The sequence below is a fragment of the Actinophytocola sp. genome, from assembly GCF_035762905.1.
GTDB lineage: Bacteria > Actinomycetota > Actinomycetes > Mycobacteriales > Pseudonocardiaceae > DASYTH01.
Genome location: NZ_DASUCC010000070.1, coordinates 154,459 through 171,117, shown reverse-complemented (window position 1 = coordinate 171,117; position 16,659 = coordinate 154,459). Strand labels below are relative to the sequence as shown.

The 16,659-nt window shown below is 72.3% G+C and carries 20 protein-coding genes; 7 read left to right on the top strand and 13 right to left on the bottom strand.

Annotation, left to right across the window (positions count from 1 at the left end):
* Positions 1-55: 55 nt before the first annotated feature.
* Both VFV67_RS14350 and VFV67_RS14345 read right to left on the bottom strand, forming a co-directional pair.
* A complete protein-coding gene (locus VFV67_RS14350; RefSeq protein WP_326470329.1) occupies positions 56-868 on the bottom strand; it encodes an ABC transporter permease in 813 nt (270 codons plus the stop codon).
* The gene (locus VFV67_RS14345) at positions 865-1,839 is read right to left on the bottom strand and encodes an ATP-binding cassette domain-containing protein (protein WP_326470378.1); all 975 of its coding nucleotides are present in this window, start codon (positions 1,837-1,839) and stop codon (positions 865-867) included. Before VFV67_RS14345 ends, VFV67_RS14350 begins: the two co-directional genes overlap by 4 nt.
* A 137-nt stretch (positions 1,840-1,976) precedes the next feature.
* Between VFV67_RS14345 and VFV67_RS14340 the strand changes: the two genes are divergently transcribed.
* Together VFV67_RS14340 and VFV67_RS14335 are read left to right on the top strand one after the other, a co-directional pair.
* The gene (locus VFV67_RS14340; protein WP_326470327.1) at positions 1,977-2,198 is read left to right on the top strand and encodes a hypothetical protein; all 222 of its coding nucleotides are present in this window, start codon (positions 1,977-1,979) and stop codon (positions 2,196-2,198) included.
* Positions 2,179-3,189, top strand: a complete 1,011-nt coding sequence (locus VFV67_RS14335) for an endonuclease/exonuclease/phosphatase family protein (RefSeq protein WP_326470325.1) — start codon at positions 2,179-2,181, stop codon at positions 3,187-3,189. The genes VFV67_RS14340 and VFV67_RS14335 overlap by 20 nt, the downstream gene beginning before the upstream one ends.
* 3 nt (positions 3,190-3,192) lie before the next feature.
* Here the strand turns inward: VFV67_RS14335 and VFV67_RS14330 are convergent, their stop codons facing one another.
* The 3 genes from VFV67_RS14330 to VFV67_RS14320 are packed head-to-tail and all read right to left on the bottom strand — an operon-like array spanning position 3,193 to position 5,807.
* A complete protein-coding gene (locus VFV67_RS14330) occupies positions 3,193-4,020 on the bottom strand; it encodes an SIR2 family NAD-dependent protein deacylase (protein WP_326470324.1) in 828 nt (275 codons plus the stop codon).
* Entirely contained in the window at positions 4,017-4,331 is a 315-nt protein-coding gene (locus VFV67_RS14325; RefSeq protein WP_326470323.1) for an antibiotic biosynthesis monooxygenase, read from the bottom strand. Before VFV67_RS14325 ends, VFV67_RS14330 begins: the two co-directional genes overlap by 4 nt.
* A 24-nt stretch (positions 4,332-4,355) precedes the next feature.
* Positions 4,356-5,807, bottom strand: a complete 1,452-nt coding sequence (locus VFV67_RS14320; RefSeq protein ID WP_326470322.1) for a M1 family metallopeptidase — start codon at positions 5,805-5,807, stop codon at positions 4,356-4,358.
* Between the two features lie 81 nt (positions 5,808-5,888).
* On the opposite strand from VFV67_RS14320, the gene VFV67_RS14315 reads away from it, so the two are divergent.
* Positions 5,889-6,659, top strand: a complete 771-nt coding sequence (locus VFV67_RS14315) for an alpha/beta fold hydrolase (protein ID WP_414636246.1) — start codon at positions 5,889-5,891, stop codon at positions 6,657-6,659.
* Here the strand turns inward: VFV67_RS14315 and VFV67_RS14310 are convergent.
* From VFV67_RS14310 to VFV67_RS14295, 4 genes are all read right to left on the bottom strand, one after another.
* The gene (locus VFV67_RS14310; RefSeq protein WP_326470320.1) at positions 6,656-7,183 is read right to left on the bottom strand and encodes a 2'-5' RNA ligase family protein; all 528 of its coding nucleotides are present in this window, start codon (positions 7,181-7,183) and stop codon (positions 6,656-6,658) included. The two genes, VFV67_RS14315 and VFV67_RS14310, sit on opposite strands and share 4 nt — an antisense overlap.
* A 21-nt stretch (positions 7,184-7,204) precedes the next feature.
* Positions 7,205-8,236 carry an N-acetylmuramoyl-L-alanine amidase gene (locus VFV67_RS14305; protein ID WP_326470318.1) on the bottom strand — a complete coding sequence of 344 codons (1,032 nt, stop codon included), beginning with the start codon at positions 8,234-8,236 and terminating at the stop codon, positions 7,205-7,207.
* A 92-nt stretch (positions 8,237-8,328) separates the two neighbouring features.
* Positions 8,329-9,216, bottom strand: a complete 888-nt coding sequence (locus VFV67_RS14300) for an A/G-specific adenine glycosylase (protein WP_326470316.1) — start codon at positions 9,214-9,216, stop codon at positions 8,329-8,331.
* A gap of 15 nt (positions 9,217-9,231) precedes the next feature.
* Entirely contained in the window at positions 9,232-9,885 is a 654-nt protein-coding gene (locus VFV67_RS14295) for a winged helix-turn-helix transcriptional regulator (protein WP_326470314.1), read from the bottom strand.
* A 93-nt stretch (positions 9,886-9,978) separates the two neighbouring features.
* Between VFV67_RS14295 and VFV67_RS14290 the strand changes: the two genes are divergently transcribed.
* Positions 9,979-10,776, top strand: coding sequence for a nuclear transport factor 2 family protein (locus tag VFV67_RS14290; RefSeq protein ID WP_326470312.1), 798 nt, complete (start codon positions 9,979-9,981; stop codon positions 10,774-10,776).
* Here the strand turns inward: VFV67_RS14290 and VFV67_RS14285 are convergent.
* From VFV67_RS14285 to VFV67_RS14275, 3 genes are all read right to left on the bottom strand, one after another.
* Positions 10,737-11,228: a carbonic anhydrase gene (locus VFV67_RS14285; RefSeq protein WP_326470310.1), complete on the bottom strand. Its 492-nt coding sequence runs from the start codon at positions 11,226-11,228 to the stop codon at positions 10,737-10,739. The two genes, VFV67_RS14290 and VFV67_RS14285, sit on opposite strands and share 40 nt — an antisense overlap.
* A 74-nt stretch (positions 11,229-11,302) precedes the next feature.
* On the bottom strand, positions 11,303-11,449 hold the full coding sequence (locus VFV67_RS14280) for a hypothetical protein (protein WP_326470308.1): 147 nt from the start codon (positions 11,447-11,449) through the stop codon (positions 11,303-11,305).
* 125 nt (positions 11,450-11,574) lie between these two features.
* A complete protein-coding gene (locus VFV67_RS14275; RefSeq protein ID WP_326470306.1) occupies positions 11,575-12,675 on the bottom strand; it encodes a LacI family DNA-binding transcriptional regulator in 1,101 nt (366 codons plus the stop codon).
* 152 nt (positions 12,676-12,827) lie between these two features.
* Between VFV67_RS14275 and VFV67_RS14270 the strand changes: the two genes are divergently transcribed.
* The 3 genes from VFV67_RS14270 to VFV67_RS14260 are packed head-to-tail and all read left to right on the top strand — an operon-like array spanning position 12,828 to position 15,474.
* The gene (locus tag VFV67_RS14270; RefSeq protein ID WP_326470304.1) at positions 12,828-13,721 is read left to right on the top strand and encodes a metal ABC transporter solute-binding protein, Zn/Mn family; all 894 of its coding nucleotides are present in this window, start codon (positions 12,828-12,830) and stop codon (positions 13,719-13,721) included.
* Positions 13,718-14,587: a metal ABC transporter ATP-binding protein gene (locus VFV67_RS14265; protein ID WP_326470302.1), complete on the top strand. Its 870-nt coding sequence runs from the start codon at positions 13,718-13,720 to the stop codon at positions 14,585-14,587. Before VFV67_RS14270 ends, VFV67_RS14265 begins: the two co-directional genes overlap by 4 nt.
* The gene (locus VFV67_RS14260; protein WP_326470300.1) at positions 14,587-15,474 is read left to right on the top strand and encodes a metal ABC transporter permease; all 888 of its coding nucleotides are present in this window, start codon (positions 14,587-14,589) and stop codon (positions 15,472-15,474) included. Before VFV67_RS14265 ends, VFV67_RS14260 begins: the two co-directional genes overlap by 1 nt.
* On the opposite strand, the gene VFV67_RS14255 is transcribed toward VFV67_RS14260, so the two are convergent.
* Positions 15,425-16,651, bottom strand: a complete 1,227-nt coding sequence (locus tag VFV67_RS14255) for a DUF445 family protein (RefSeq protein ID WP_326470299.1) — start codon at positions 16,649-16,651, stop codon at positions 15,425-15,427. The genes VFV67_RS14260 and VFV67_RS14255 overlap by 50 nt on opposite strands.
* Between the last annotated feature and the right edge of the window lie 8 nt (positions 16,652-16,659).

Here is a 16,659-nt window from a genome sequence, read left to right as displayed (position 1 = left end):
GGACCGTGACGCAACCCAGCCACTATCAATCCGCTCCCCGGAGAGGCGGACAGCCCTAACCAACCCGGCGCCGGTAGGCGCGCAGGGCCAGCGGGAAGAACACCACCGCGATGCCGACCGCCCAGAGGAACGCCCAGCCGGCATGCCCGGCCCAGTCGCCGCCGAGCAGCAGCCCGCGGGCCGCCGAGGTCAGGTGGCTGACCGGGTTGACGTCCACCCAGCCCTGCATCCAGCCGGGCAGCGTCTGCGGGGAGACGAACACGTTGCTGGCGAAGGTGAGCGGGAACAGGATGCCGATCAGCGTGCCCGGCACCGCGTTCGGCGACTTCACCAGCATGCCGACCAGCACCGACACCCAGCACAGGCACAGGCCGAACAGCACCATCAGGGCCGCCGCGAGCAGGAACGATGCCGGGTCGGTCTGCACCCGAAAACCCATGATCACCGCGGTGACGATCAGCACGGTGAGCGCTGCGACGTACCGAACGACGTCCCCGAACACGGCCCCGACCAGCGGTGCGGACCGGGCGATCGGCATGCTGCGGAACCGGTCGAAGACGCCCTTGGTGATGTCGGTGTTGAGTGCCATGCCGATGCCCAGGCTGGCGAACACGGTGTTCTGCACCATCAGGCCGGGCAGCAGCACCTGCAGGTACTCGTCGCTGCCGCCCTGGATCGCGCCGCCGAACAGGTAGACGAACATGACCAGGAAGATGATCGGCTGCAGGGTGACGTCGAGCAGGCTCTCCGGGTTCTTCTTGATCTTCACGATGCTCCGCCCGGCCAGCACCAAGGCGTGCCGGACGGCCTGGGCGGGGGCGACGGTGCGGACGACCGGCCGGGGCTCGGCCATGGTCAACGTGGTCATTTCTGGCTCCCTTCGGTGACCAGCTCCGGCTCGCCGGTGCTCGACCTGTGCCCGGTGAGGGCGAGGAACACGTCGTCGAGGCTGGGCAGCCGCAGCGACAGCTCGTCCACGGTCAGACCCCAGTCGTCCAGCCGGCGCACCACGGCGGAGAGCAGCACCGGGTCGTCCACCGGGACGGTGAGCAGCCCGGTGTCGTCCCGGTTCGGCCGGGTCCCGGTGAGCTCGTGCAGGATCGTGCCGATCGTGTCCAGGTCGCCGGCCTGGGTCGGGCGCACCTGCAGGGTCTGGCCGCCTGTGCGCCGCTTGAGCTCGTCCGGCCGGCCGGCGGCGATCACCTGGCCGCGGTCGATGACCGTGATCAGGTCGGCGAGGTGGTCGGCCTCGTCCAGGTACTGGGTGGTCAGCAGCACGGTGGCGCCGTCGGCGACCAGCGAGCGGATGATCTGCCAGACCTCGGCCCGGGCGTGCGGGTCGAGGCCGGTGGTCGGCTCGTCCAGGAACAGCACCCGGGGCCGGCCGACCAGGCTTGCGGCCAGGTCGAGCCGCCTGCGCATGCCGCCGGAGTAGGTCTTGACCGCCCGGTCGCCCGCGTCGGACAGCTCGAACCGGTCGAGCAGCTCGCCGGCCCGGACCCGGGCGCCGGCCTTGGCCATGTTCAGCAGCCGTCCGATCAGCACCAGGTTCTCCCGGCCGGTCAGGTCCTCGTCCACCGACGCGTACTGCCCGGTGAGGCCGATCAGCCCGCGCACCGCGACCGCGTCGGTGCGTACGTCGTGGCCGCCGATCGCGGCCCGGCCGGCGTCCGCGCGCAGCAGCGTGGCCAGGATCCGCACGACGGTGGTCTTGCCGGCTCCGTTGGGCCCGAGCAGCCCGAGCACCTTTCCGGCCGGCACGGTCAGGTCGACCCCGTCCAGCGCGACGGTGTCGCCGAACCGTTTCACCAACCCCTCGGCCTCGATGGCCGGTGTGATCGTGTCCCTCGTGTCACTCATGTGGACACCATCTGGGGCCGCGCTGACAGCGCACGCACATCCCGCTGGCACCGGCTGACAGCGCGCCGTTGCGATAAATCACAGCCGGTCGGGCCGGCGTGCGGCATTCTGGCGGTGTGAGCCTGGACGATGACCCGTTCGACTGGCGAGTCACCAAGGACGGTCAGGTGCTGGTGTCCCGCCGCGGCCGGGTGGTGACCACGCTGCGCGGCGCGGCGGCCGCGCGCCTGATCGGTCTGCTGGACTCGGCCGACGACGCCGCCGCGCAGCAGCTGCTCGCCCGGGCCACCGGCAACTACAAACGAGGCAACGAGCGCCATGCTCAAGAAACCCGCTGACCGAACGCCCGAACCGAAGCCCGAGCGCGGGGCCGGGAAGGAGCGCCGGCCCAAGGTCGGCGGCCGCCGGACCACGGCGGTGCTCGGCCTGTTCACGCTGGTGTTCCTCGGCATCGCGGTACTGCGGGTGTTGGGGGTGGACGGCGCGCCGGTGCTGGTCGCGGCCCTGACCCTGACCCCGTACATCGCCGCGGCGGGCCTGCTGCTGGCCCTGGTCGCGTTCCTGCTGCGCCGCCGGGCGCTGGCCGCCGCCGTGCTGGTGATGGCGCTGTCGATGGTCGTGCTGCTGGTGCCCAGGTACTTCAGTGACGCCCAGCCGCCGGCCGACGGCGAGCGGCTGCGGGTGATGGCCGCCGACCTCAACGCCGGCCGGACCGACCCGGCGACGGTGCTGCGGCTGGCCCGCGAGCAGGGGGTCGACGTGCTCACCCTGCCGGAGCTGACCCAGGAGGCGTTGGAGGCGCTGGACACCGCCGGGCTTGCCGAGGTCATGCCGTACCGGGCGGTCGATCCGCGGCCGGGCGGCAACGGATCCGGCATCGTGGCCCGGCTGCCGCTGCGCCAGACCGTGCCGGTCGATCCGGTCATCCGGGCGCAGGTCGCGGCCGTGGTGGACCTGCCGGGGCGGGACGACGTCGAGGTGCTCGCGGCACACGTGGTGTCGGTGGCCGACGGCGACGCCGCACTGTGGCGCGCCGAGCTGGCCCGACTGCCGGCCCCGCAAGGGGACCGGGTCCGGGTGCTCGCCGGGGACTTCGCGGCCACGTTCGACCACGCGTCGTTCCGCCGGATCCTCGACCCGGGCTACGCCGACGCCGCCGAGCAGACCGGCGAGGGCCTCACGCCCACCTGGATGAGCTGGCCGTTCGGCCCGCCGGCCACCATGGACCACATCCTGGTGGACGCCCGGTGCGCCGTTGCCAGCTACGCGGTCTTCGACCTCCCCGGCGGCGACCACCGCGCCCTACTCGCCGAAATCGTGTTGCCGTAGACCTCAGCCGAGCCCACTATCCAGTTCGGACAGGGTGGCCGCGGCGCCGGCCGCGATCGCCACGCCCCGGCCGTGCCGGACGGCGGGCTCGCGCGGGTTGATCCGGATCAGCGCGCCGGTCGTGGCGGCGGCCAACTCGGCCTGCCGGCGCACGGTGGGCACCGCGGTGCCGGCGCCGATCTCCAGCACGACAAGGTGAACCCCGCGCAGCCCGCGCCGCCAGGCGGTCAGCTCGTCCAGCCGGTCCTGGCAACGATCGGGCACCCAGCCGGCATCGCCGAACATCAGGATGTTGGGCCGGGCCAGGCCGCCGCAGTGCGGGCAGGTCGGCAGCGGCCCGACCGCGCGCATGGTGTCCGGGTCCACGGCCACGTCGATCCCGTCGGCCGGCCAGGTCACGTCCCGGCACGGGCCAAGGCACTGCAGGTGGTGGATCGAGCCGTGCACCTCGGCCACGTGGTCGGCCGGGAACCCGGCGACCTGAAACTGTCCGTCCACATTGGACGTGAACACCCGGGCGCCGGCCGGCGCCGCCGCCGCCCACCGCAGCAGCACCTCGAACCCCTTGTGCGGCTTGGTGTTCCGGTACAGCGCCAGGCGATGACCGTAGAACCCCCAAGCCAGCTCGGGATCCTCGGCGAAGTGCACCGGGTCGGCCAGCTCGACGAACCGCAGCCCGAGCCGGGCGTACGGCGGGTAGGCGTGCCAGAACCCCTCGTCGCCACGGAAGTCCGGCAGCCCGGAATCCACCCCCATGCCGGCGCCGGCGCAGATCAGCAGCGCCTCGGCCCGGCGCAGCAGCGCGGCGGCCGCGTCGAGTTCCGCCGTCACTCCGCCGGTTTGGGCGTGGCCGAGTGCACGATCTCGAACTCGAGCAGGCTCGACCCGGTGCCGACCGGCTTGGCCCGCTCACCGGAGTGCGCGGCCATCCCGGAGCCGCTCATCCACTCCCGGAAGTGCTCGTCGGACTCCCACTTGGTGACCACGAAGTAGCGGCTCTCGCCGGACACCGGGCGGAGCAGGTCGAAGCCGAGGAACCCGGGCGCGGAATCCACGGCGCCGAGGCGGGCGGCGAACCGCCGTTCCAGCTCTGGGCCCGAGCCGTCCGGCACCTCGATCGCATTGATCTTCACCACTGCCATGGGCCCAGCGTAGGCCAGCCGACGCTACCGGCGCAGGTTCCCCGGGTAGAGGTACTGGTCCGCGGGCTTGCCCTCGTTGCGGAACCAGGCGGCGAAGAACTCCCGCAGGTCCTGCCCGGCCACCTGCTGGGTGAACTCCTCGAACTCCGGCCACGAGGCGTTGCCGTCCCGGTGCTTGGCCGGCCATTCGCGCAGCACCCGGTTGAACGCCTCGTCGCCGATCTGCCGGCGCAGCGCGTGCAGGGCCAGTGTGCCCTTGTCGTAGACGGCGGTGAACTCGTTGCCCGGGCCCATGTCGTAGAGCTTGCGGTTCCAGAACCGGTCGGAGGCCCGGGCCACCTCCCGGCGGTACTCGGCGTCGAGGTCCTTGTCGTCCTTGGCCTCTTCCCACAACCACTGCGCGTAGCTCGCGAAGCACTCGTTCAGGCAGATGTCCGCCCAGTTCTGCACGCTGACCGAGTCGCCGAACCACTGGTGCGCGTTCTCGTGCACCAGGACGGGCAGATCGGCCCACTTCGCGTAGATCGGCCGGCCCTGGGTCTCCAGCGAGAACCCGATGTTCTCGTTGAGGTAGATGCCGCCGGCCGCGCTCTGCGGGTAGGGCCCGAACTTCTCGCTCAGGAACGCGAGCACCTCGGGCAGCCGCCGCTCGACCGACTTCTTCTCCTCCGCGCCCGGGGCGTACGCGCTGACCACCGGCAGCCCGTCGGGCAGGGTGGACCGATCGAAGGTCCACTTGTCGATGCCGACCGTGGTCAGATAGGTGGCGATCCTGGTCGGCTCCACCCAGGTGTAGGTGGTCCAGCCACCGTCGCTTGTGGACGGTTCCTCGCGCCCGTTGGAGATCACGCTCCAGCCGGTGGGCACCCGCGCGGTGAGCTTGAAGGTGGCCTTGTCCCTCGGGGTGTCGTTGGCCGGGTACCAGCTGGTCGCCGAGTGCGGCTCGCCGGCCGCGAACGCGCCGCCGGAGCGGGCGATCTGCCAGCCGTTGGTGCCCAGGTTCGATTCCTCCATCGTCTTGGGCACGCCGCCGTAGCGGACCCGGGTGCGGAACGTCGAGCCGTTGGCGACCGGCTCGGCCGGAGTGATCACCAGCTCGTGCTCGCCCTGCCGCTCGAACGTGGCCGGCTTGTCGTTCACCTCGATGGCGCTGACCTCGAGCCCGTGCAGGTCGAGGTTGAACCGGGCGATGTCGGTGCCGGCCTTCGCGGTGATCACCGTGTCCCCGTCCAGCTTCCTGGCCGGCGGGTCATAGCTGATCGACACGTGGTAGTCGGTGACGTCGTAGCCGCCGTTGCCGTCGGTGGGGTAGTACGGGTCGCCGGCGCCGTCCGCGGTGACGGTCCCGGTGACCGGGGGCGCCGGCGTGCTGCTGCTCGGCGGGTCGGGCTGGCTCGGGGCAGTGCCGCTGCACGCGGCCACCGCGAGGGCGGCGGACAGCGCGCCGGCGAGCCGGATCGCGGTTGCCAGTGACATGGTTGGGCTCCCCGAGTCGGTGGTCTTGTGCGACATCATGACCGGTTTGGAGTATTGCGCGAGTTGGGTTGGAGGTTTCGCGTGGTGGCGACCCCGGGAGTGGTCGAGTTCGGCGGCACCGGACCGGGCATCCTGCTGCTGCACGGGCTGATGGGCCGGGCGACGACCTGGTGGCCGGTGTCCCGCTGGCTGACCGGATACGGCCGGGTGATCGGGCTGGACGCGCGCGGGCACGGCCGCAGCCCGCACCGGGGCGAGGCGGTGCGCACCGAGGACTTCGTGGCCGACGCGGCGGAGCTGATCCGCGGGTACGGCCTGGCCCCCGCGGTGGTCATCGGCCACTCGATGGGCGGCCTGCACGCCTGGGCGCTCGCCGCCACCCATCCCGACCTGGTACGCGCCGTGGTGATCGAGGACATGGCACCCGACCAGCGCGGCCGGACGGTCGACGACTGGCGGGCGTATTTCGAGTCCTGGCCGGTTCCGTTCGCCGCGCTGGCGCACGTCCGCGAGTACTTCGCCCCGCTCGGGGACTACTTCACCGAGTGCGTCGAGGAACGCGCCGACGGCTATCACCTGATCGCCGAGTTGGACGAGCTGTACCGGATCGCCGCGGAGTGGGGCGAGCGGGAGTACTGGGCGCTGGTCGAGGCGGTGCGTTGCCCGGTGCTGGTGCTGGAGGCGGCGGACAGCCCGATGCCGGCCGGGCAGCAGGCCGACCTGGCCGCCCGCACCGCCGGTCCGGCCCGGCACCTGATCGTGCCCGGGTCCGGCCACGTGATCCACGCGACCAGCCCGGAGGCCTATCGCGGTGCGGTCGAGGCGTTCCTGTCCGACGTCCTCGGCCGCTAACGGGCGAGCAGTATTTCTCCGGCGCCGGTGTGGGTGTCGACGACGGCGACCTCGACGACGGTGGCCCGGATCGGGTCGACCGGGTTCAGCGCGGCGAAGCCGGCGGCGGTGCGGTCCGGCGGGATGCCCTGGGCCAGGGTGCAGTGCGGCACCCAGGAGCCGGGCAGGTAGTACGCCGACGGCGCCTTGACCCGGCCGGCCAGCACGTCGTGCACGGCGGAGTGCACGGCGAGCAGTTCGGTGTCCACCACGGCGGCGAGCATCAGCACGTTCTCCACCGACGCGAACGCGCCGAGGGTGGACAGCCACAGGCGGGGGATGGCCAGCCGGGCGAGGTCGGTGCGTAACGCCTCGCGGGTGGCCGGCGGGATCCCACCGGCCAGCGCGAAGGTGACGTGCGGGCGGTGCCGGCCGTGCGTGCGGGTGGCCAGGCTGTCCACCCCGGCCCGGTCCAGCCGGTGCCACAGCTCCCGCACCGCACGGTCGGCCTCGTCGTCGAACCGGAACTCCAGCGCCTGCGCCATGCCGCGCAGCGTGTCATGCGCTCAGCGCAGCAACGACCGCCAGGTGGGGGTGTCGATGAGGGTGTCGGTGCCGGCCCGCCGGCCGGCGGCGTCCAGCAGGATGCGCGCGGCCTTGCCGACGTCGTCCGGCTCGTCCACCTGTACCGGGCGGACCAGCAGCGGCCAGCCGGAGGCACCGAGCAGGCCGCTTTCGTCGTCGTGCCGGCAGCCGTAGCACGGCTCGTACGGGATCGCGTCCCGCACGCCGAACCGCTGCACGGCGGCGAACATGGCCGGCCCGTAGACACCGTCCAGCGGTACCTCGGTGATTCCCCTTGCCCGCAACAGGTGTTGTGCGGCGAGCACCTTGGCTCCGGTGTCGCCGGGACGCAGCAGCGGCCAGGTGTCCGGATCGGACACCGGCGCGCCGAGCAGCCGGCCGACCGCGGTGCGCAGCTCCGGCAGCCGCCGGTAGAGCACGTCGCCGGGGCACAGGGTGGCGTTGAAGTCGCGGTGTCCCATGATCCGTGAGGTGGGGATCGCGTACTGCTGGGCGATGTAGGCGACCAGATGGACGAGCGAGGCCCACAGCCGGGTGGTGACGTTGACCTCCATGTAGAGGCCCTCGTTCTCGATGCCGATGCAGGTGCTGTTGTTGTTCGCCACGTGCGCGCCCATCACGTGCCGGTTGCGGGCGGTGAGCACCTCGAGGCTGCGGTGCCGGCCCTCGGTGACGAACCCGCCCCGGCTGTTGGTCAGCTGCTGGCCAGAGTCGATCCAGCCGCGGCTGTCCATGTGGAAGTTCTGGATGCCGCGGGAGATGGCGAAGGCGTGCTCGAGGGAGAGGTCGGTGCTGTTGGCACCGGCGGTGTGGTGCACGACGATGAACGTCGGGCGCTGGTTGAGCACCTGGATGGTGCCGTTGGGCGGGCGCGCGCCCCAGTTCCTGGTGTCGTAGATCTGCGGTTCGCCCACGGCCGGGGCGGCCAGGGCGGGTCGGGCGAGACCGGCGGTGGCGCCGAGTGCGCCCACGGTCAGGCCGGTGCGGAGCAGGGCACGGCGGTTGATGGACATCGTGATCTCCCGGGTGCAGGGGGCCCAGTGTCGTCGCCGACAGTAGCCACCTCAACACCAGATTGACAAGTTATTCCCCTACTAAGTGGGGATCATGTTGCCGAGTTTCGATCGCCGGGTAACGCGAACCGGCCGTCCGGGGTCTGCTCCACCAGGCCGTCCACCAGCAGCGAGTCCAGGCAGCGGTCGCGCTGGGCGGCGTCCGGCCAGGCGGCGTCCAGCCGCGCCCGGACCACCGGCTCCGGCGTGTCCCGCAGCACGTCCAGCAGCCGCCCGCGCACCTGCCGGTCCGTGCCGGCGTAGCGCTGCACCGCCTTGACCGGCCCGGTGTATGTCGGTCGCCCGGCCCGCTGCCAGGCGCAGTCCGCCCGCACCGGGCAGACCGCGCAGCGCGGCGTGCGCGCGGTGCACACCAGCGCGCCCAGTTCCATCAGCGCGATGGACAGCCGCGCCGCGGCCGGCTCGTCGGCCGGCAGCAGGGCGTCCACATCGGCCAGATCTCGCGTGGTCGACGCCGGCCCGGCGTCCCCGGCGCCGTGCACCGCGCGGGCCACTACCCGCCGGACGTTGGTGTCCACCACCGGGCAGCGCCGGCCGTAGCCGAACGCCGCCACCGCCCGGGCGGTGTAGGCCCCGATGCCGGGCAGCGCCAGCAGCGTGTCCACATCGGACGGAACGACGTCGCCGTGCCGCTCGGCGATCACGGCCGCGGCCTCGCGCAGCCGCAGTGCCCGGCGCGGGTAGCCGAGCTTTCCCCAGGCGCGCAACACATCCGCCGGCGAGGCGGCGGCCAGGTCGGACGGCCGCGGCCAGCGCGCCAGCCAGTCCAGCCAGGCCGGTTCCACCCGGGCCACCGGCGTCTGCTGCAGCATGATCTCGCTGACCAGCACCCCCCACGCGGTCGTTCCGGGCGCCCGCCACGGCAGATCGCGGGCGTGCGCGGCGTACCAGTCGACCAGGGTGTCGGTGGGCAGGTTCATCGCCGGGGAATTGTCTCAGACCGGCGGCGGGAACAGCGATCGCAGCCGGGTCAGCGCGGCGCGGTCCCCGGTGGCGCGGGCCCGGCCGGCCCGGACCGCCTCGCGCAGCCGCTGCCGGCCGTGCGCCAGGTCGGCGAAAGTCTCCTCGTCCGCCTCGATCACCGCGTCCGGCCGGTCGGCCGGGCCCATCCTGCTGGACACCCGGCCGCCGTCCACCCGGGCATGGAACACCGCGTCGCCGACCCGGAACTCGTACACGGCAACGACTCCCTCCGCGGCCACCGGATCGAACGCGGCCTGCATGCCGAGCACCGCCCAGCCCGGCCGGAAGCCGTCCCGCTCGGCGCGCGGTCCCATAGCGTGCCGCAGCCCCCAGCGGGCCAGTGCCAGCACCGCGGGCTCAAGATCCTGACCGGCCGGGGTCAGCTCGTAGACCGGGGTCGCGGCCGGCGGCGGCAGCATGGCACGCCGCAGGATTCCTGCCGCCTCAAGGTGTTTGAGCCGCTCGGCGAGTAGGCCGGTGCCGATCCCGGCCAGGCTGTCGCCGAGGTCCTTGAACCGCTTCGGACCGGTCAGCAGCTCCCGGACGATGAGCAGGGTCCAGCGCTCGCCGACCAGGTCGAGGGTGCGCGCGGTGGCGCAGTACTGGTGGTAGCCGCGGCGGGTCACGCTGCCGATTTTAGCGCCTGGCCCTTCCGCTTTTTGAAGTTCATGATTAGTGTGTGAACACTTCTTATTTTTGAAGTTCACTGAGGAGGAGAGATGGCTGAGGCCAAGGAGTTCGTCGAGCACTGGACCCGCATCTGGGCTGAGCACGACGGCGCGGGATGGCCGGAGCTGCTGCACGAGGGGTGCGAGCTGCGCAACCCGCTCGGCACGGTGCCGCGCTCCGCGTTGCCCGGGTACATGGCGAACCTGCTGCGCGCCATGCCCGACCACACCCTCACCCCGACCGGCTGGGGCGAGACGGCCGACGGCGTGCTGATCGAATGGGTGATGACCGGCGGCGGCGTGGAGATCCGCGGCGCGGACCGGTTCACCCTGCGGGACGGGCGGGCCACCGAGGGGTTCGCCTACTTCGACCCGGCACCGATGATCGCCGCGATGACCCCGCCGCCGCTGCCGGTCGAGCGGCTGGCGCGGGAGTACGACGCCGCCTGGAACGCCGGAGACGTCGAGGCGATCGTCGCCCGGCACGCGCCGAACGGCTCGTACCGGCTGCACATCGGCGGCGGGCCGGAGATCACCGGCCGGGCGGCCATGCACGGGGCCTTCACCGCCGCGCTCGGCAACTGGCGGGAGCTGTCCTTCGAGCTGAACCGGATCCGGTGCGGCGCGGACTACTACGTGTGGGAGAGCACCGTGCGCGGCGAGCTGGCCCGGCCGCTACGGCTCGGTCCGGTGACCATCGAGCCGACCGGTCGGACGCTCACGTTCACCGGGATCGACCTGGTCAGCCTGGACGCGGACGGCCTGATCAGCGCCAAGGACACCTGGTTCGACATCCTCGCGGCGGTGGCTCAGAGCACCTCGGTCAGCCCGCCGGTGCCCACGTCGTAGACGAACCCGCGGACCAGGTCGCGGTGCGGCAGGAACGGACTGCGGCGCACCCGCAGCACCGACTGCCGCACGCTGTCCTTGACCTCGCGGAACGCCTCGATCGACCACGGCGGGCGCAGGCCGGTGTCCCGTTCCAGCTCGTCCTTGAACTCGTCCTCGGTGATCATCGACAGGCCGCACGAGGTGTGCTGCATCACGATGACCTCGCGGGTGCCCAGCTTGCGCTGGCTGACCGCCAGCGACCGGATCGCGTCGTCGGTGGCGATGCCGCCGGCGTTGCGCAGGATGTGCGCCTCGCCGTGCCGCAGGCCGAACACGTCGAACACCTTGATCCGGGCGTCCATGCAGGTCAGCACCGCCAGCCCCAGGGCGGGCACCGGCGTCGGCACCTGCGGGGCGCCTCGGTCGGCCGCCCTGGTGTGCCGCTTCAGCAGCTCGTCGATCGCGGTCATGGCACCTCCAGCGGTCGGTCCACCCGCCGCCAAATATGCCTTCCCGCGGCCACGCCGCGCTCGATTCAGGCTGGTCATTTGATGAACGTCACGGTGTTGACGGTTCGCTCCCGCGCGACCGCTCTGGTGCCGGCTTCCCTGCGTGCGCTGCTCGCCGCTCGTTCCTCGCGGCTGCGCTGCTCCTCCGGTCCAGCCGGCACCGCGGTCGCGCTCCCGCTCACGGTGTTGATGGTTCGCTCCCGCGCGACCGCTGCTGGCGCCGGCTTCCCTCGTGCGCTGCTCGCCGCTCGTTCCTCGCGGCTGCGCTGCTCCTCAGTCCAGCCGGCACCGCGGCCGAGCCTCCCGCTCACGGGCCGAACCAGCGTTCTTCTGCGGTGCGCGGCGGCGCGGCGGTGGATCCGGCCATCACCTCGGTGGGCAGGATGATCTGTCGCGGCCGGCCGTGCTCGACCGCGCCGAGCAGCAGCTTGCCGGCCGCCTTGCCCTTGTCCAGCACGGGCTGGCGGACCGTGGTCAGGCCGACCCGCTCGGCCTCGGCGATGCCGTCGAACCCGGTCACGGTCAGGTCCTGCGGCACCCGCAGGCCACGCCGCCGGGCCTCGGTCAGCGCGCCGAGGGCGAGGATGTCCGAGGTGCAGATCACGGCGGTCAGGTCCGGTTCGGCGTCGAGCAGTTGGGCGGCGGCCGCCGCGCCGCAGGTGCTGCTGTGGTCGAACCGCTCGACCACCGGCACCTCGGCCCAGTTCACGCCGACCGAGGCGAACGCGTCGGCGAGCCCGGCCAGCCGGGCCTTCTGCACGTGGAAGTGCGCGTTCTGCTGCCGCTCGGTTCCGGCGAAGTCGTCGTGCCGGTCGCGGGCCAGGCGCATGCACAGCACCCCGACCCGGCGGTGTCCCAGTGCGATCAACCGCTCGGCGAGCTGCTGCATGGCGGCCCGGTCGTCGATGCCGACCCGGTCCACGCCCTCCACCCGCGGCTGGTCGCACACCACGGTCGGCACCGGGCGGGACAGCACGGCGGCCAGGTGCGGGTCGTCGTCGGGTACCGAGTACACGACGAACCCGTCCACGCCGGCCCGGTGCACGGCGGCCACGTCCTCCCGCTCGGGGTTCACCGGCACCAGGTGCAGGCCCTGGCCGGCGCCCTCGCAGGCCATCGACAGCCCTTCCAGGAAGCCGAGCGCGGCCGGGTCGCGGAAGGCGTAGGAGAGGTTCTCGGTGAGCAGCAGGCCGACCGCGCCGGCCTTGCGGGTGCGCAGCGAGCGCGCGACGGGATCCGGGCCCGGGTAGCCCAGCCGCCGGGCGGTCTCCAGTACCCGGCGGCGCAGTTCGGGGGAGAGCTGGTCGGGCCGGTTGTAGGCGTTCGACACCGTGGTCCTGGACACCCCGAGCTCGGCGGCCAGCGACGCCAGTGTCGCCGGTCTCCGCATGTGCATTGAGCGCGCCATTGCCTGACCGTAACGTTCCAGAACCAATTCCAGAAGCCCACCCGGGCAACGTCGCTCGGCCCGGTTCCCGGCCCGCCGGGTGTGACAGCAGCCGGTCCGGTCGCCTAAACTGAATCCGATAACGGTTTCCATTTCAACCCCGGGGAGTACGGATGGGGCTTCGCCCAGCCTGGCTGGTGACCGCCGTCGCCGTGGCCGTCACCGGCTGCGGCACGTCGGACGAACCGCAGGCGGACCCTCCCGGCACCATCGCCGTGGTCGCCTCCACCAACGTGTGGGGCAGCGTCGTGCGGGCCGTGGGCGGCGACAAGGTCAGCGTCCGCTCGGTGATCGACGATCCGTCCGCCGACCCGCACTCCTTCGAGGTCCCCCCGGCCGACGCCGCCGCGGTGGCCCGGGCCCGGCTGGTGGTCTACAACGGCGGCGGCTACGACGACTTCATCACCCCGCTGACCGAGCGGATGGGCCCGGACAGCCACGCGATCGAGGCGTTCGCCGTTTCCGGCAAGCCCGACGGCGCCAACGAGCACGTCTGGTACGACCTGGCGACCGTGCGCAAGGTCGCCGACGCGGTCGCCGCCGACCTCGCCGAGATCGCCCCGGACGACGCGGACCTGTTCGCCGGCAACGTGAAATCCTTCGGCACCCGCCTGGACGAGCTGACCACCAGGACCACCGCGATCGGCGCGGCGAAGCCGGGCGGCACGGTCGCCGCCACCGAGCCGGTGGCCGCCTACCTGATCGAGACCGCCGGGCTGACCGACGTCACCCCGGCCGAGTTCAGCGAGGCCGTCGAGGAGGAGACCGACCCGCCGGCGGCCGCGGTCGCCGAGGTCACCGCGCTGATCACCGGCAAGCGGGTTTCCGCCCTGGTCAACAACGTCCAGGCCGAGACGCCGGTGACCAACGGCCTGATCGAGTCGGCCCGGGCCGGCGGCGTGCCCGTCGTCGCCGTGACCGAGACGCTGCCCGAGGGCGTCACCGGCTACGTTGACTGGATGAGCGCGCAGGTGGACGCGCTCGCGGACGCGATGGCCGGGACATGACCGTGGACCCAAGCACCAGAACCTCGCCGGCACTCCGGGTGTCCACACCGGACACCGCGGGACCGGTCGTGCGGCTGCGCGGGGCCACCCTCGGCTACGGCGCCCGGGTGCTCTGGCGCGACCTCGACCTGGACGTGCGGCCCGGCGAGTTCGTCGCGGTGCTCGGCCCGAACGGGTCCGGCAAGACCAGCCTGCTCCGGGTGCTCCTCGGCCTGCAGCGGCTCTCCGCCGGCACCGTCGAGGTGGCCGGCGCGGCACCCGGACGGGCGAACCAGTGGATCGGCTACATCCCGCAGCAGCGCGCGCTCGACCCGACCGTGACGATGCGCGGCCGGGACCTGGTCGGGCTCGGCTGGGACGGGCACCGGTGGGGGACCGGCCTGTCCCGGATCCGGGAGCGGCGGCGCCGGGTGCAGGCGGCCCTGGTGGCGGTCGGCGCGCTCGGGTACGCCGACCGTCCGGTCGGCCTGCTCTCCGGCGGTGAGCAGCAGCGCCTGCGGGTGGCCCAGGCGATGACCGGCGACCCGCGGCTGCTGCTCTGCGACGAGCCGCTGCTGTCCCTCGACCTGGCCAACCAGCAGGTGGTCAGCCGGCTGATCGACGAGCGGCGGCGCACCGCCGGCAGCGCCGTGCTGTTCGTCACCCACGAGATCAACCCGGTGCTGCCGCTGGTCGACCGGGTGCTCTACCTGGTGGACGGCCGGTTCCGGATCGGCCCGGTGGAGGCGGTGATGACCTCCGAGACGCTCTCCGAGCTGTACGGCACGACGGTGGACGTGCTGCGGGTGCGCGGCCAGATCCACGTGGTCGGCGCGCACAGCGGCCTGTGCGAGGACCACGCCCCGCACCACCTCGGGGAGGCCTGATGGACCAGCTGTTCGACTGGCAGCTGACCCTCGACCTGCTCGGCGAGGACTTCGTCCGCGACGCGCTGCTCGCCGGCCTGGTGCTCGGGGTGCTGGCCGGGGTGCTCGGGCCGCTGGTGGTCAGCCGGAACATGGCATTCGCCGTGCACGGCACCGCCGAGCTGTCCTTCACCGGCGGCGCCGCCGCGCTGCTGCTCGGCATCGGCATCGGCTACGGGGCGATCGCAGGCGCCGTGATCGCCGCGCTGATCCTGGGGCTGCTGTCCCGGCGCAACGCCGACCACGACTCGCTGATCGGCGTGCTGCTCGCGTTCGGCCTCGGCCTCGGCGTGCTGCTGTTGTGGTTCTACCGCGGCCGGGCGACCAACAAGTTCGGTCTGCTGTTCGGCCAGGTGATCAACGTGAACTCGGTCAGCCTGGTGCAGATGGCGGTGTGCACGGTGCTGGTGCTCGGCGTGCTCGCGCTGCTCTACCGGCCGCTGCTGTTCGCCAGCGTCGACCCCGAGGTGGCGCTCGCCCGCGGCGTGCGGGTGCGGGTGCTGACCCCGGTGTTCGCCGTGCTGGTCGGCATCGCCACCGCGCTGGGCGTGCAGACCGTCGGCGCGCTGCTGGTGCTGTCCCTGATGGTCACTCCGGCCGCGGCGGCCTGCCGGATCACCGCGAGCCCGTTGCGCGCCACCGTTCTCGCGGTGATCTTCGCCGTGGTGTCCGCGGTCGGCGGCATCGTGCTCTCGCTGGCGCCGGGTGCGCCGATCAGCTCGTTCGTCACCACGATCTCGTTCCTGATCTTCTTGGTCTGCTGGACGATCTCCGTGCTGCGCGGTCGTCCCCGCCGGCTCAGCCGAGCAACAGCAGCACCTGAAGTTCGCCAACCAGCGCTCCGATGACCGCGCCGACGCCGATCAGCTTCCACTCGTCCTGCCGGAACGCCGGGCGCAGCAGGCCCTCGTACTCCACCCGGGACAGCCGGCGCATCCGGCCGGCGATCGTGTCCGCCACGTCCATCGCGCCGGTGACGTAGTCGGTGGCGTGCAGGGCGGTCGCGGACAGGTAGGCCACCGCCCGGTCCGCCGCCGCGTGCTTGAGATCCTCGAACCGCCGGGCCCCGATCGCGACGGACACGAGGGGCCGGGCGATGTCGGCCTGCTCGTCCACGGTCTGCCGGACCACCCGCTGGATCAGTGCGATCAATCGATCTGAGCGCGGCCCGGAAAGCAGCCCGGTCACGATGTTCGGCACGGTCATCACCTCGCGGGCGACCAGCGCACCGTACTGGCGGGCCACCTCGTCCCGGCGCCGCTGGAAGATCCCCTGGAACGGCACCAGTCCGAGGATCTTCTTGGGCTCCCGGGGAAAGAACACCAGCTTGATCGCCAGCCAGTCGGTGAGCAGGCCGATCGTCGCGCCGAACAACGGCAGCACCAGCGGTGCGTGGGTGAGCGACCACACCACCGTCTGCACCAGACCGAGCACGAGTCCGAAGTAGATCCCGCACCGCGCGATGAACGCCATCTCCGGCCGGGAGATGTCCCGGACCAACCGGACCAGCAACTCCTTGTCCCGCTCCAGCGCGGAAACCGCGACCTGCTTGATGTCCAGCACGTCGGCGATGTTCGCCCGGATCTCGGCCATGATCCGGCGCACCATGGCCGGCGAGGAGGCCTGCACCTGCTTGACCACCATGTCCCTGGCCAGCGCCGGCATCGACGCCCACAGCGCCGGCGCCTGCTCGGCCATCAGCTCCCGGGTGACCCGGTCCACCGCGCGCAGCAGCGGCGCCTCGATCTCCTCGGCCATCCGGTCCGGGTCCAGCCGGGCGAAGATCTCCGCCGGGTCCACCAGCCGGGTGGTGATCAGCTCGGCGGCCGTCCCGATCATCCGGGTGGAGTTCCGCGGCACCACCCCCTGCCAGCCGAGAACCGGTGGGATGCCGATGAAGTCGACCGGCCGGAACATCATCTGGATGGCGGCCAGCTTGGTGACGTATCCGATGATCGCGGCGATGAACGGCATCGAGACGTACACCGGCCAGCGGGCCGCGACGTCGTCCAGGATGGCGTCCACGCGCCCAC

Coding starts and splice junctions, on each gene's coding strand:
- VFV67_RS14300 (WP_326470316.1), bottom strand. CDS start 9,216: ATGAACCTGCCCACCGACACCCTGGTCGACTGGTACGCCGCGCACGCC.
- VFV67_RS14290 (WP_326470312.1), top strand. CDS start 9,979: ATGGCTGAGGCCAAGGAGTTCGTCGAGCACTGGACCCGCATCTGGGCT.
- VFV67_RS14275 (WP_326470306.1), bottom strand. CDS start 12,675: ATGGCGCGCTCAATGCACATGCGGAGACCGGCGACACTGGCGTCGCTG.
- VFV67_RS14335 (WP_326470325.1), top strand. CDS start 2,179: ATGCTCAAGAAACCCGCTGACCGAACGCCCGAACCGAAGCCCGAGCGC.
- VFV67_RS14350 (WP_326470329.1), bottom strand. CDS start 868: ATGACCACGTTGACCATGGCCGAGCCCCGGCCGGTCGTCCGCACCGTC.
- VFV67_RS14320 (WP_326470322.1), bottom strand. CDS start 5,807: ATGTCACTGGCAACCGCGATCCGGCTCGCCGGCGCGCTGTCCGCCGCC.
- VFV67_RS14270 (WP_326470304.1), top strand. CDS start 12,828: ATGGGGCTTCGCCCAGCCTGGCTGGTGACCGCCGTCGCCGTGGCCGTC.
- VFV67_RS14285 (WP_326470310.1), bottom strand. CDS start 11,228: ATGACCGCGATCGACGAGCTGCTGAAGCGGCACACCAGGGCGGCCGAC.
- VFV67_RS14325 (WP_326470323.1), bottom strand. CDS start 4,331: ATGGCAGTGGTGAAGATCAATGCGATCGAGGTGCCGGACGGCTCGGGC.
- VFV67_RS14260 (WP_326470300.1), top strand. CDS start 14,587: ATGGACCAGCTGTTCGACTGGCAGCTGACCCTCGACCTGCTCGGCGAG.
- VFV67_RS14305 (WP_326470318.1), bottom strand. CDS start 8,236: ATGTCCATCAACCGCCGTGCCCTGCTCCGCACCGGCCTGACCGTGGGC.
- VFV67_RS14265 (WP_326470302.1), top strand. CDS start 13,718: ATGACCGTGGACCCAAGCACCAGAACCTCGCCGGCACTCCGGGTGTCC.
- VFV67_RS14310 (WP_326470320.1), bottom strand. CDS start 7,183: ATGGCGCAGGCGCTGGAGTTCCGGTTCGACGACGAGGCCGACCGTGCG.